Origin of the sequence: Gaoshiqia sediminis (assembly GCF_025907915.1) — a bacterium.
GTDB lineage: Bacteria > Bacteroidota > Bacteroidia > Bacteroidales > Prolixibacteraceae > Gaoshiqia > Gaoshiqia sediminis.
Genome location: NZ_JAPAAF010000034.1, coordinates 35,230 through 49,095, shown reverse-complemented (window position 1 = coordinate 49,095; position 13,866 = coordinate 35,230). Strand labels below are relative to the sequence as shown.

Annotated in this window: 11 protein-coding genes; 6 read left to right on the top strand and 5 right to left on the bottom strand. The window is 44.0% G+C overall.

Translation table 11 applies throughout. From position 1 onward, the window contains the following. Nucleotides 1-2: 2 nt before the first annotated feature. Nucleotides 3-1,016, bottom strand: coding sequence for an ornithine carbamoyltransferase (gene argF / locus N2K84_RS16565; RefSeq protein ID WP_428221997.1), 1,014 nt, complete (start codon nucleotides 1,014-1,016; stop codon nucleotides 3-5). 53 nt (nucleotides 1,017-1,069) lie between these two features. Beyond that, entirely contained in the window at nucleotides 1,070-2,026 is a 957-nt protein-coding gene (locus N2K84_RS16560; RefSeq protein WP_282592947.1) for a carbamate kinase, read from the bottom strand. 346 nt (nucleotides 2,027-2,372) lie between these two features. Between N2K84_RS16560 and N2K84_RS16555 the strand changes: the two genes are divergently transcribed. From N2K84_RS16555 to lolA1, 4 genes are all read left to right on the top strand, one after another. After that, the gene (locus N2K84_RS16555; protein WP_282592946.1) at nucleotides 2,373-3,308 is read left to right on the top strand and encodes a CBS domain-containing protein; all 936 of its coding nucleotides are present in this window, start codon (nucleotides 2,373-2,375) and stop codon (nucleotides 3,306-3,308) included. A 1-nt stretch (nucleotide 3,309) separates the two neighbouring features. Beyond that, nucleotides 3,310-4,725, top strand: coding sequence for an ArsB/NhaD family transporter (locus N2K84_RS16550; RefSeq protein ID WP_282592945.1), 1,416 nt, complete (start codon nucleotides 3,310-3,312; stop codon nucleotides 4,723-4,725). A 159-nt stretch (nucleotides 4,726-4,884) separates the two neighbouring features. Then, the gene (locus N2K84_RS16545) at nucleotides 4,885-7,308 is read left to right on the top strand and encodes an FtsK/SpoIIIE family DNA translocase (protein WP_282592944.1); all 2,424 of its coding nucleotides are present in this window, start codon (nucleotides 4,885-4,887) and stop codon (nucleotides 7,306-7,308) included. Nucleotides 7,309-7,323: 15 nt separating this feature from the next. Beyond that, on the top strand, nucleotides 7,324-7,962 hold the full coding sequence (lolA1, locus tag N2K84_RS16540; protein ID WP_282592943.1) for an outer membrane lipoprotein periplasmic chaperone LolA1: 639 nt from the start codon (nucleotides 7,324-7,326) through the stop codon (nucleotides 7,960-7,962). 76 nt (nucleotides 7,963-8,038) lie between these two features. Here the strand turns inward: lolA1 and pyk are convergent, their stop codons facing one another. Together pyk and aroQ are read right to left on the bottom strand one after the other, a co-directional pair. Then, nucleotides 8,039-9,460 carry a pyruvate kinase gene (gene pyk, locus N2K84_RS16535; protein WP_282592942.1) on the bottom strand — a complete coding sequence of 474 codons (1,422 nt, stop codon included), beginning with the start codon at nucleotides 9,458-9,460 and terminating at the stop codon, nucleotides 8,039-8,041. A 94-nt stretch (nucleotides 9,461-9,554) separates the two neighbouring features. Further along, nucleotides 9,555-9,974, bottom strand: coding sequence for a type II 3-dehydroquinate dehydratase (aroQ, locus tag N2K84_RS16530; RefSeq protein WP_282592941.1), 420 nt, complete (start codon nucleotides 9,972-9,974; stop codon nucleotides 9,555-9,557). 170 nt (nucleotides 9,975-10,144) lie between these two features. Between aroQ and xerD the strand changes: the two genes are divergently transcribed. After that, nucleotides 10,145-11,044, top strand: a complete 900-nt coding sequence (xerD, locus tag N2K84_RS16525) for a site-specific tyrosine recombinase XerD (protein WP_282592940.1) — start codon at nucleotides 10,145-10,147, stop codon at nucleotides 11,042-11,044. A 233-nt stretch (nucleotides 11,045-11,277) separates the two neighbouring features. Further along, complete coding sequence (gene pckA, locus N2K84_RS16520) at nucleotides 11,278-12,882, top strand: phosphoenolpyruvate carboxykinase (ATP) (RefSeq protein WP_282592939.1); 1,605 nt, start codon at nucleotides 11,278-11,280, stop codon at nucleotides 12,880-12,882. A gap of 63 nt (nucleotides 12,883-12,945) precedes the next feature. On the opposite strand, the gene N2K84_RS16515 is transcribed toward pckA, so the two are convergent. After that, nucleotides 12,946-13,827, bottom strand: coding sequence for a TIGR01777 family oxidoreductase (locus N2K84_RS16515; RefSeq protein WP_282592938.1), 882 nt, complete (start codon nucleotides 13,825-13,827; stop codon nucleotides 12,946-12,948). Between the last annotated feature and the right edge of the window lie 39 nt (nucleotides 13,828-13,866).

Here is a 13,866-nt window from a genome sequence, read left to right as displayed (position 1 = left end):
GATTAAACCAGTGTTGCCACCATCACTGCTTTTATAGTGTGCATACGGTTTTCTGCTTCGTCGAACACAATGGAGGCCGGGCTTTCGAACACCTCTTCGGTTACCTCCAGCGCATCCATCCCGAACTTTTGGAAGATTTCTTCGCCTATTTTTGTATCGCGGTTATGGAAGGCTGGCAGGCAGTGCAAAAATTTCACGTCTGGTTTGCCGGTGAGCTCTATCACTTTACGGTTTACCTGGTATGGTTTAAGCAACTCAATGCGCTCAGCCCACACGCTTTCGGGTTCACCCATTGACACCCAAACGTCTGTGTATAAAAAATCGCAACTTTTCACGGCCTCTGCTACCTGATCGGTGATGGTAATTTTTGCCCCGGTTTGGCCGGCGATTTCCCGGCAGGCAGTTACCAAATCGGCATCAGGTTGAAAGCCTTTCGGTGCAGCGATGCGAAAATCCATGCCCATTTTGGCGGCTCCCACCATCAGCGAGTTGCCCATGTTGAAACGCGCATCACCCAAATAGCAAAAGGTGGTTTCTGAGAGGGGTTTTCCGCGGTGTTCCTGCATGGTCAGAAAATCGGCCAGCACCTGGGTGGGGTGAAACTCGTTGGTGAGCCCGTTCCAAACCGGAACACCGGCATAACGCCCCAATTTTTCTACAATAACCTGCCCGTATCCGCGGTACTCAATTCCATCATACATACGGCCAAGCACACGTGCGGTATCTTTCATCGATTCTTTATGCCCGATTTGGGTTCCTGACGGGCCCAGGTAGCTCACCTGTGCTCCTTGGTCGAATGCTGCAACTTCGAATGCGCAACGCGTACGGGTTGACGTTTTCTCGAAAATGAGGGCGATATTTTTGCCTTTCAACAGATGTTGTTCGATGCCTTCTTTTTTGGCTGCTTTTAAGTTTTTTGACAATTCAAGCAGGTAACTGATTTCTTCGGGTGTGAAGTCGAGCAGTTTTAAGAAATTCCGGTTTCGCAGGTTGATTTCCATTTTATTTATGGTCATTTGTGGTCATTCTTTGTCATTTATGGTGTTTTTGGGATGATCAGGGAATCTGTTCAGCTGTCATAATACATGGTGATTTTTGATCCGTATGATTTGTCTTTCAGCTTTTTGGCTTCGGTGATCACGCTTTTTTCGCCTCCTTTTTCCACAAACCGAAGGCAGGCCCTGATTTTTGGCGCCATACTTCCTTCGCCAAAAATACCTTTTTCGAGGTACATTTTCGTGTCTGCATAATCCAGAAATTCCAGTTTTTCCTGGGTGGGCAGTCTATAATCTTTGAAAATAAACGGCACGTCGGTTAATATATAAAACTCATTGGCGCCAATCTCAGTGGCCAGTAGTGAGGAGGTCATGTCTTTGTCGATTACTGCATCGATGGTGCGGAGCTCATTGTTGGCATCGTAATAAACCGGTATTCCGCCGCCGCCTGCGGTTATGACGATGTTGCCATCTCTAGCCATGGTTTCAATCACATCTTTGTTCAGGATATCAATAGGCTCAGGCGATGGAACGACACGTCGCCATCCGTCATCATTTTTAGTGGAAGGCTTGAATAGCCATCCTTTGTTTTTTTGCAGGTGACCGGCTTCGGCCTGGCTATAGATTTTTCCGATGCGTTTGGAGGGAAAGTCGAAGGCCGGGTCAACCGGATCAACCGTTACCATGCCCATCATGGAGATGATATGCTTACTGATGCCGTGTTTGTTCAGTACATTGCGTAACATCCGCTCAATCATATACCCGATGCCCCCCTGTGAGTCGGCGACACAAATGTCCAGGGGCATGGCTGCAATGCCATAAAGTTGTTCTCCCGCATCGTTCCGCATCAGGATGTTGCCCACCTGCGGCCCATTGCCATGGGTAATCACCAGGTTATAACCAGCCTTGATCAAGTGGACCAGGTTTTCGAGTGTTTCTGTGGTATTGGCTTCCTGTTGTTCAATAGTGCCAGCCTCGTTTCCCCTGAGCAAGGCATTGCCGCCAAGTGCGATGACCGCTAATTTTTTCATCGTTCAAATGAATTGCGTACCACACAAACATAAAAAATCAGCCCAATTTAAATACTGAACTTCCTTTTATTTGATGTGTGTTTTAACTGCTTTAAAACACTGGTTTTTGGTGAGCTTTACAGTTTGTAGGGGATTGGATGTTTTCTTCTTTCAATTTGAATAATTGAGTCTGAATGGAATTTAGGATTGGTGGATTTTACCGGTTTATGACTGACGGATTGTAATTTATTGGGCATTGGTTAAATAGGCCGGTTACAATCCGGCTGACGTGCTGACAAACAGTGGGGATATTACTTCATTTTCAACTGAAATACATTAACTTATTAGCAATAAATCTGTTTTGGTGATGAAGAAGGAGCAAGCAGAAAACCCGGAATTGGGATATTATTTTACCAATGAGAATATCCTCGTTTTCAGCGAGCCGGTTTTGCTTGACGAGTTAGTGCAACAGCTGCTCGTGAACTTGGCTGTTACCGTGGGGATCGGGCATATTGTACAAACCCGGAAACATTACCTGGAAAAGCACAAGGAATATCACATCCGAAAGTTTAATCCATACATTTCCGTCCTTCATTTTCGCATTAATTTTAACGGTAAGATGCATATTGCCATGGCTGTCACGAAGAGTGGAATCGAGTCGCCGCGGCCCACACACGCGAAGAACCCGGGTATTTTTGTACTCCTTGTTACGCCCCACAACCGGCCCGATCTGCTTTACCGAGTTTTGCCGGCTATCAGGCAAATGAGCGAGGATGTCGTTTTGATCAAAAATGTGCTGGATGAGTCAAATACAACCAGCATATGGGAACAGATCAATAAACAGAATTTTCAGCTGTCTCCTTATGTCATGGCACAGGATGTAATGGTGCCCCCGCGGAATGCCGTCCAGGATACGGATAACCTGGAAAAGGCGATTGACTTGCTGATCATGTACCAGTGCCGGTGCCTGCCGGTAGTTGACCGCGAGAACGAACTGATTGGTGAAGTTTCGCTGGAGGAGCTGTTGAAAATTTGTTTTCCGCGTCATATTTTGTGGATGGACGATATTACTCCCATCCTTCAGTTCGAAACTTTCCGGAATATCCTGAACAACGAATCCTCCACCTGGCTCACCGAGATTATGAACTACCGGGTGGCCACGGTCCAGTGGGACGATCCTGCCGTAAAAGCGGCTATTGGCATGACCAAGCTTTCAACGGAACATGTGTATGTGTTGCGCAACCGGACACTGGTTGGGTTGGTAACCATAAAAAATCTGGCTAACATGATTTTGCGGAAATAACATGGAAAAGGAAAATCACAAACTAAACTTGGTGCAGGTTGCTTTGCGTGGTGCGATTATTTTGGGCATCAGTACCGCAGCCAGCGGTTTGGCCTTGTTGTTTAGCTTTCACGAAACAAAGCAACTGCTGGCTATCTTCACTTTTGTGCTGATTATTTCGTCCACCCTGCTATTCTGGAACTTCCGGCTGGCTATTGCTTTCATCGGTATGGCTGCTATTTTGGGCGGGAATGTACTGACCTTGCAAGAATTCATTGCTTCTTCAGAACTCGATATCATTTTATTCCTGGTGGGAATGATGACTTTAGTTGGTGTATTGAAGGATTTGGGCCTGTTTAGCTGGATTATACAGTCGGTAATAGGGATGGAGAATATGACCGGGCGAAAATTTATAACCATGGTGATGGTTATTTCGGCTCTGATGGCTAGTGTTGTGGACGAAGTGACCTCCATTGTGATCATCCTGGCGCTAATTTTTCAGGTTTGCGATACCTTGAAGGTGCGGGCAACACCTTTTGTGATTATTGCCGTACTGGCCACCAACATTGGTTCGAGTGGCACTATGTTGGGCAACCCGATTGGTATCTTGATCGGGACTAAAGCTGGCTTTTCGTTTCTGGATTTCATTACCTGGGCTGCACCGATCATGATTCTGTCGCTTATTGGCGCCTTGCTTTTTGTGCTCTATTGGTTCAGGGCGGACATCGATATGCTGGCAGAACGACTCGAAGCCCGACGAAAAAAGCAGCTCGGCTTGGGTCCTTTGGTGAAGTTACCGTATAAAAAAGGATTGTTCATTTTATGCGCTGCCATTACGCTCATTGCTATGCACCATTTTCTGGAAAGGAAGCTGGGGGTCGAAAAAAACACCCTGTTGATTGTAACGCCGCTGTTTATCTCCGGAATTTTGATGATCTGGAAAAATGAGCGGGCGCGGCATTACATCGAATCGGAAGTGGAGTGGTGGACACTGATGTTTTTTATGATGCTGTTTGCTATTGCCGCTTCGCTGGAGGCAACGGGGGTGACCGGGCAAATAGCAGAGCTATTTACCGAAACTTTTGGTGAAAATCCGGTGATACTTGCTCCTGTTGTCCTGTTTATCACCGCTGCCGGTTCGGCCTTTGTTGATAATGTGGTTTTCATCGCCGCTTTTATCCCGGTGATCAACGACATCGGTTCAACCCCGCTTTGGTGGGCTCTTCTATTTGGCGGATGTTTTGGCGGAAATATTACCATGATTGGTTCTACGGCCAACATTGTGGCTATTGGTATGATGGAAAAGCGTTATCGTGCCCATATGTCGTTCCGTGAATGGTTTCGGGTTGGCGTTCTGGTGGGCGTCATCACCTGTGTGTTTGCCACGATCCTTATCTTACTTTTAATGCCGTTTATGCCGGCCATGTCAGGGTATTGACCTTGATCGAAACTGATTCATACGGTGATACCGAAAGAACCTGGATTTTTGGCTGGTTTTAACTTTTTCAAGCAGATTTCTTCACGTTTTTACTTTCATCCCGGGCAAGATATCCTGTTTAAAATTCGTTAACTTTGCAATCGAATTTTACAAAAAAACATGGCAAAGAAGACCAAGACCCAAAAGTCGTCCTCCAAAGCAGGCATTTTTTTTCGCCTGAAATCATTTTTTACCGGTGATAAATTCAAATACACGCTGGGCTTGTTCCTGTTTGTTTTTGGGCTTTATCTGCTGGTGGCATTTGTTTCTTTTTTGATATATGGACATGCAGACCATAGTAAACTGGATATTTCGTGGCGCGAGCTCATCCGCAATGCCGACATTAAGGTGCAGAACAAAGCAGGGAAAACCGGAGCCTTTCTGGGAGAAATGTTCATCAACCGGGGGTTTGGTATTTCCTCTTTCTTTTTTGTTTACCTGCTGATTATTGCCGCATTTGACCTTTGGGGAAGGTCGTTGGTGAAATTCTCCCGGGCCATGCTTTTTTCAGTCGTATTGATATTTTGGATATCAATTTTTTCGGGGTTGTTGTTTTCAGGTTTCAATGTAAACGGCTTCCTGAACCCGGGGGGCGAAAATGGATTGTTTTTGGCAAATTGGCTCAGTTCAATGGTTGGAAATATCGGTACGTTTTTCGTACTCGTTTGCAGCTTGTTCCTGATTATCCTTTTTGGGGTCGAAAATTTTATTCCCTGGCTGAAGCAGTTTTTTGGCCGGATTAACAAGCCAAAGGCTGTCATCGCCGGTACCAATGAAGTTGTGGATGATACCCCGGGACAGGTGGAGCCTGACGACTCGATTTCGAAAGTTATCAACGAAAACGATTTGATTGAGACGATATTTGATCCAGATAGTGACGACCTTGAAATTGAGGAACGGTTGGACGTTTCAGGAGCCCGAAGCCATGTGGAGAGTCAGCTTTCCAATGCCTCAGCGAATGTGGATGAAGGCGAGTTGGAAATGACGGTGGAAAAAATTGAAGAAGAAACGGATGAGGATTTTGATCCGGGTGAAAGCCAGGAAGCTTATGATCCCACGCTCGATTTGTCAACTTACAAGTTCCCTTCCATCGATTTGCTGGACGACCATCCATCAGGCAATGCCGAAGTCAGCAACGAAGAGCTGATTTCTAACAAAAACAAGATTGTTGAAACGCTCCGTCATTACAAAATTGAGATTACCAAAATCCGGGCTACCATCGGGCCAACTATTACTTTGTACGAGATTGTACCTGCGCCGGGTATCCGTATTGCCAAAATCAAAAACCTGGAAGACGATATCGCGCTAAGCCTGGCGGCCTTGGGTATTCGCATCATTGCGCCAATCCCCGGGCGCGGTACGATTGGTATCGAGGTTCCCAACCAACAACCTGAGGTTGTGTCGATGCGCTCCATCATTTCATCCAAAAAATTCCAGGAAAGTACGGCCGATTTGCCCGTGGTGTTGGGTAAAACCATTTCGAACGAAACGTTCCTGATTGACCTGACCAAGATGCCGCACATTTTGGTGGCGGGTGCAACTGGTCAGGGTAAATCAGTTGGGCTGAACGCGATTATCACCTCCTTGCTCTACAAAAAGCACCCGTCGCAACTGAAGCTGGTGATGATTGACCCGAAGAAAGTTGAATTAAGCCTTTACTCCACCATTGAGCGACATTTTCTGGCCAAGTTGCCCGATGATGAAGAGCCGATCATCACGGACATTCAGAAGGTTAAATATACCCTGAACTCGTTGAACCTGGAGATGGATATGCGTTACGACCTGCTAAAAAAAGCACATGTGCGGAATATTAAAGAATATAACGGCAAGTTTACTGCCCGTCGACTGAACCCGGAGAAAGGGCATCGATACCTGCCATACATCGTTGTCATCATCGACGAGTTTGCCGACCTGATTATGACGGCCGGAAAGGAAATTGAGTTGCCCATAGCCCGCATCGCCCAACTGGCGCGTGCGGTCGGCATCCACATGATTATCGCAACACAACGGCCGTCTATTAATATCATCACCGGGGTGATCAAGGCGAACTTCCCAACACGTATTGCTTTTAAGGTGGCTTCAATGATCGATTCGCGCACTATTTTGGATACGCCTGGTGCCAACCAGCTGATCGGGAAAGGAGATATGCTGATTGCGATGGGCAGCAGTATGACCCGTTTGCAATGTGCCTTTGTGGATACGCCCGAGGTAGATCGCATTTGCGAACACATTGCCGGACAGCAAGGTTACCCGACGGCCTTTATGTTGCCTGAGTATGTGGGCGAATCGGAAGGCGGGGCACTTGATACCGACCTGAATAACCGAGATGAGCTGTTTGATGATGCTGCCCGTGTGGTGGTAATGAACCAAATGGGATCAACTTCGATGATCCAGCGTAAATTCTCTATCGGGTATAACCGTGCCGGCCGGATCATGGACCAGCTGGAGGCTGCAGGAATTGTGGGCCCCAGCGAAGGAAGCAAGGCTCGGCAGGTGTTGCTTCAGGATGAATATAGTTTGGAACAATTATTGAATAGCTTGTAAAAAATAAAATTGAACATGAGAAAACTTTTATTGCTCGCCGTTTTTGCCTTTGCCGGAATCATGGCCATGGCCCAGCAGGATCCCAAAGCCAAGTCGATCCTCGAAAATGTCACTAAAACTACCCAATCTTATACATCCATTCAGGCTTCGTTCGACTATGTCATGGAGAATAAAGAGGAGGGTATTTTCGAAGAAAATAAAGGGAACATATTGATGAAAGGGGATAACTACCAGTTGAAGCTACCGCTTCTTGGTCTCGAAATTTACTGTAACGGAAGCAATGTTTGGACATATATGAAAGATGCCAATGAAGTCAGTATTACCACACTGGATGAAGATTCCGGTGAAATGATGAATCCTTCCAAATTGTTTACTATTTACGAAGAGGGCTTTAATTATAAGTTTGTGGAAGAAACGGCTGATATTTATGTTATTGACCTTTTCCCTCAGACGAATTCCATTGAATACTCCAAAATCCGTATTCAAGTTGATAAAAAACAGATGTTGATCAAAAAAGCTGAAATGGGTGGACAGGAAGGGAACAATTATATTGTGAAGGTGAACGACCTGAAAACAAATGTTCCGGCCGAGGATTCCGCTTTTGTTTTTGACAAGTCAAAACATCCGGGAGTTGAAGTAATTGATTTGAGATAAATTTCAAAAAAAAAAGATGAAAAAAGAAAAGGAGCTTGCAGGCTCCTTTTCTTTTTATAGTTGGTAAAAACCTGGTCTATTCGTTTGTTTTGTGTGTCAGTTTATCAACGGTTGAGATCTCCATAAATGTAGATCCGCCGCCGATTCCGAAGCTGCCGCCAACATATACGACCATATCTTCTTCTTTCAGTCGTTTGGACTCAAGCAGGGTTCTCAGCGACGAGCGCACCATTTTAAACTTGTTGCGTTTTGGCTCAATCACGTTGGCCCTAACGCCATACGAAAGCGATAACTGACGGGCAATACTAATATCGTAGCAGCAGGCGTAAACCGGGTTGTTACCCCGGAAGGCGGCCAGATAGCGTGCTGTTTTGCCGGTGAGTGTGTTCGTTACAATTGCAGATGTCTTCAGCTCGTTGGATGCCTGGATGGCAGCTTCAGCCAAATAAGCTACCACTTCGTTTTCCACGGCCGGAATGATGATGTCGTTGCGTTTGTCTTTGCTACGTTCAATTTCCTGTGCAATACGATCCATGTACTTTACAGCTTCAATGGGATATTGTCCGTAGGCCGTTTCACCGCTAAGCATAATCGCATCGGCCCGGGAGAAAATGGCGTTGGCGACATCACTTACTTCGGCGCGTGTAGGGCGTGGATTGTCGATCATGCTGTGGAGCATTTGGGTGGCAACAATCACCGGCTTCTTGCGCTGAACAGCCTTTTTAATTAACTGACGTTGGATGCCCGGAATTTTTTCGGCGGGGATTTCAATTCCAAGGTCACCACGAGCAACCATGATTCCGTATGCATAATCCAGGATTTCATCAATGTTGTTCACTCCATCCAGGTTTTCAATCTTGGCGATGATCTTGATCGGACTATTGTGTTTGTCCAGCAGTTCCTGAACTTTTAGCACGTCCTCTTTATTGCGCACGAAGGAGTGGGCGATAAAATCAACATTATTTTTCGCGGCAAATTCGATGAATTTTTCATCTTTTTCGGAAACCGAAGGGAGTTGTACGCTGAACCCCGGAGTATTGACGCTTTTTTTGTTTTTGATTGTTCCGGGATTCTCAACTTTGCAAAGAACGAAGTCATTGTGTTTTTCAACAACGCTCAATTCCAGTTCTCCATCGTCGATTAGCAGAGAGCCATCAGCAGGAATTTCTTCGTGAAATTTTGGATAGGAAACCGTTAGTACATTCCGGCCTTGAGTGCTTTCTCGCACCAATCCGGATACTTCAATCAACTGATCAACTTCAACTTTATAGGATTCTTTCACCTCAGTTGTCCTAATTTCAGGACCTTTCGTATCAACCAGGATACCAATTGAGTCGGATACTGAACGTATGTTGTTGAGCATGTCCAGGGCGCTTTCCTCGGTGATGTGTGCCGTGTTCATCCGGGCAACATTCATCCCTGCCTTATACAAGGCTTCAACAAACTCAGGTTCACAGCGCAGATCTGAGATTGTGGCAACAATTTTTGTGTGTTTCATTTCAAACTAGATAACATTATGGGGCCACAAAATTAGCTAATTTTCTTTACTCCTTGTAATAGTCACCCGTTAATGCAGGTAATTTCTCCGAACGTTAATTTTTAATGAAACTTTCGATTCCTAACCGGTATGAGTCCAGTCCAAATCCCATGATACTTCCACGGCATACCGGCCCAATCAGCGATTCGTGCCTGAAACTTTCGCGGGTGAGAATGTTGGAGATGTGAACCTCAACTACGGGTGTTGTAATACCGGAAATAGCATCGCGGATAGCCACCGAAGTGTGTGTATAAGCCCCTGCGTTTATGACAATCCCATCGTACGTAAAACCTGCTTCATGAATTTTATTTATGATCTCTCCTTCGATGTTAGACTGATAGTACTCAAGGTCTAAAGATGGGAATCTATCTTTTAATGTTTTAAAATATGTTTCAAAAGAAAGATCACCATAAATATTTTTTTCTCTTTTGCCCAATAAGTTTAAATTTGGGCCATTTATTAACAATATTTTCATTTTTTGTTTGTTTTTTAAAAAAAACCAGTAACTTTATCAAGGCTCCTACGTATTGAAAATTATGTAATCTTGGGGAAGAAACTAATTTCAATGCCAAGGCCTTTAAAAATTTGCTACAGCAAAAAACAAAAGTATTTAAAAGTTTTTAGAAAAAATTAATTGTTTTAATTATGAAATGGGAAGACAGTAAAAAAGGATTTGAGACATTCCTGAGATTGGAGAAGTCTCTGTCTCAAAACTCAATCGCAGCTTACATTAATGACATCAATAAACTGATGGCATTTTTGGATGAAAGTTTTAAACGTTTAACACCGGAGAAGGTAAGGATAAACCATCTGCGCAGTTTTATTGAATATATCAATGATCGCGGCGTTTCTCCGCGTACCCAGGCCCGTACCATTTCGGGGATTAAGTCCTTCTTTAAATATTTGCTGATGGAAGGCAAAATCAACAGCGACCCTACCACTTTGCTTGAGTCTCCAAAGATTGGCCGAAAACTGCCCGATGTGTTGACCATGGAAGAAATAGATCTGATCATTGACGGTGTGGATTTAATCAAACCAGAAGGTCAGCGTAACAAAGCCATGCTCGAAACACTTTACAGTTGCGGTTTACGCGTTTCCGAACTGGTAAACCTGAAAGTGACAAACCTGTTTTTTGACCAAGGATTTATAAAGGTGGAAGGTAAATCCGAAAAAGAAAGACTAGTGCCGGTCAGTTCAAAGGCCATTGAGGAAATTACCCGTTACTTACATGGATACCGCAAAACATTAAAAATTAGTCCCGAAAGCGAAAATATTTTGTTTTTGAACCGTCGTGGTAAAAAACTGAGCCGGGTGATGATATTCACGATCATTAAAAATTTGGCCGAAAAAGTTGGCTTGAACAAAAAAATCAGTCCGCATACGTTTCGTCATTCTTTTGCTACCCATTTGATTTCAGGGGGTGCAGACTTACGGGCAGTTCAGGAAATGCTTGGGCATGAGTCTATTTTGACAACTGAGATTTACACGCATCTGGATCGGGATTATTTGAAAAATACGCTTACGCATTTTCATCCCCGTTCTTAGATTAATCAGAATTTTTGATAATAATTTCTTAACATTCTGATTTTATAGAAGTTGATTTGTAACCTAACTGGCAGGCAGTGTGTTAACAAACACACTGCCTACTTTTTATAGTGATAACTGAAAAATAACCTGAATTTGGAAAGTGCCCTCCTCCCTAATCTTCAAAAAAAATTATTTTTGTCTGCCGAGAAAAATGGTTTTGTTGGAAATTTTAATTTTTTAATTGTTGACTTATGAGAAATCTTGATTTATCAAAGTACGGTATTACCGACGTCAAAGAAATCGTTTATAATCCTTCTTACGATGTTTTATTTGAAGAAGAAACCAAGCCAGGTTTGGAAGGTTTCGAAAAAGGAATGGTGACCGAATTGGGCGCTGTAAACGTGATGACTGGAGTTTTTACCGGACGCTCGCCAAAAGACAAGTTCATCGTAAAAGATGATACAACGAAAGATACTATTTGGTGGACTTCTGATCATGCAAAAAATGACAATAAACCAACTACTCCCGAAGTATGGAATGATCTGAAAGAGATTACAACCAAGCAACTTTCCGGGAAAAAACTTTTTGTTGTTGACACTTTTTGCGGGGCTAACGAAGATACCCGTTTGAAAGTCCGTTTTATCATGGAAGTTGCATGGCAAGCCCATTTTGTGACAAACATGTTCATCAGACCAACAGCTGAAGAGTTGGAAAATTACGGAGAACCTGATTTTGTTTCGTTGAATGCTTCAAAAACTTCGAATCCTAAATGGAAAGAACATGGTTTAAATTCTGAAGTGTACACCGTTTTCAATTTGACTGAAAAGATGCATGTTGTTGGTGGTAGCTGGTATGGAGGTGAAATGAAAAAGGGTATGTTCGCCATGATGAATTACTACCTGCCATTGCGTGGAATCGCTTCAATGCACTGCTCTGCCAATGTTGGAAAAGAAGGCGATGTTGCTATTTTCTTCGGGCTTTCAGGTACTGGTAAAACAACTTTGTCAACTGATCCTAAGCGCCAGCTTATTGGTGACGACGAACATGGTTGGGATGATGAAGGTGTATTCAATTTCGAAGGTGGATGCTATGCAAAAACCATCAACCTTGATCCGGAATCTGAACCTGATATTTATCGTGCTATCAAACGCGATGCATTGTTAGAAAACGTTACAGTTGACGAAAATGGGAAAATTGATTTCACAGATGGTTCTGTGACTGAAAATACACGGGTTTCCTATCCGATTTACCACATCGACAATATTGTTAAACCTGTATCTAAAGCCGGTCACGCTAAGAAAGTTATTTTCCTTTCTGCTGATGCTTTCGGTGTGTTGCCTCCCGTTTCTAAATTGTCACCTGAGCAGGCTGAATACCACTTCCTGTCTGGTTTTACTGCTAAATTGGCTGGTACAGAGCGTGGCGTTACATCTCCTCAGCCAACTTTTTCTGCTTGTTTCGGGGCTGCTTTCCTTTCTCTGCATCCCACTAAATATGGTGAAGAGTTGGTGAAAAAGATGGAAGAGCATGGAGCTGAAGCTTTCCTTGTAAATACAGGATGGAATGGCACCGGGAAACGTATCTCCATTAAAGATACTCGCGGTATCATTGATGCCATTTTAGATGGTTCGATTGATAAGGCAGAAACTAAAGTTATTCCTATCTTCAATCTGGAGGTTCCTACCGCTTTGCCAGGTGTTGACCCGAAAATTTTGGATCCTCGTGATACCTATGCTGATGTTTCGGAATGGGAGAAAAATGCAAAAGATCTTGCTTCTCGCTTTATTAAGAATTTTGAGAAATTTACCGATAACGAAGAAGGGCAAGCATTGGTTGCTGCCGGACCTCAATTGTAATTGGATTCCCATTTATAATATATTTAAGCCCTGCCATTTTGGTGGGGCTTTTTTGCGTCTCGGTTAACTGCTTTTTGATCCATTTAATTGCAGAATTTCTTCTATACAAGCAGATATATCAGGATATTGAAACATGAATCCCTTGGAAAGAAGACGGTTCGGAATGACTCTTTGCCCTTTTAAGATAATTTCAGATGCCCGGCCATAGATTAGTTTCAGCATAAAACAGGGAACTTTAAAGAAGGCAGGCCCCTTCAGTTTTTTTGCTAGCAGTTGGGTAAAGCGTTGGTTGGTAGTCTGATCCGGCGCTACCAGGTTGTAAATTCCGGTAAATGTTTCGTCTTCCAGGCTTTGGTAGAATGCCAGCACCAAATCGTGAATATGGATGAACGGAAATGGTTGTTGTCCGTTGCCCAATTTTCCGCCCAGTCCCAGTTTAAAAAGAGGGAGCATTTTTTTTATTGTATGAGATTCTCTGCCCAATACTACGCCAATCCGAAAAGTGACCTTCCGAACATCCACCGGCAGCTCATCAGAGGCCTTTTCCCAATCGGTGACTAATTTCCCGAGAAATCCGGGATCGAACTTGCTACTGCTATCATCGTGCGATTGACCTGTTTGATAGATTCCAACCGCAGAAGCAGACACAAATATTCTGGGCCTGTTTCCAGGTGCCAGCAAATTGATGGCTTGGGTCAGGTTACGGGTTGTAACTACCCGGCTGTTATAAATTACTGACTGGTTGAATTTTGTCCATCGCTGCAGAATCGGTGCTCCGGCCAGGTTGATCACTGCATCTGTATTTTCCAAAGATGCAGCCAGTGTTTCAGGTTGTCCGTATAATTGTTGCCGGTTTAATGCAAAAATTTTATGCCCTCTTTCTTTCAGGATGTAAATCAATTCTTGACCAATGTATCCGTTTGCTCCGGTGATGGCTATTTTCATGATGCTTCTCAGTTCGTTTTCTTTGTATAAGACAATTAT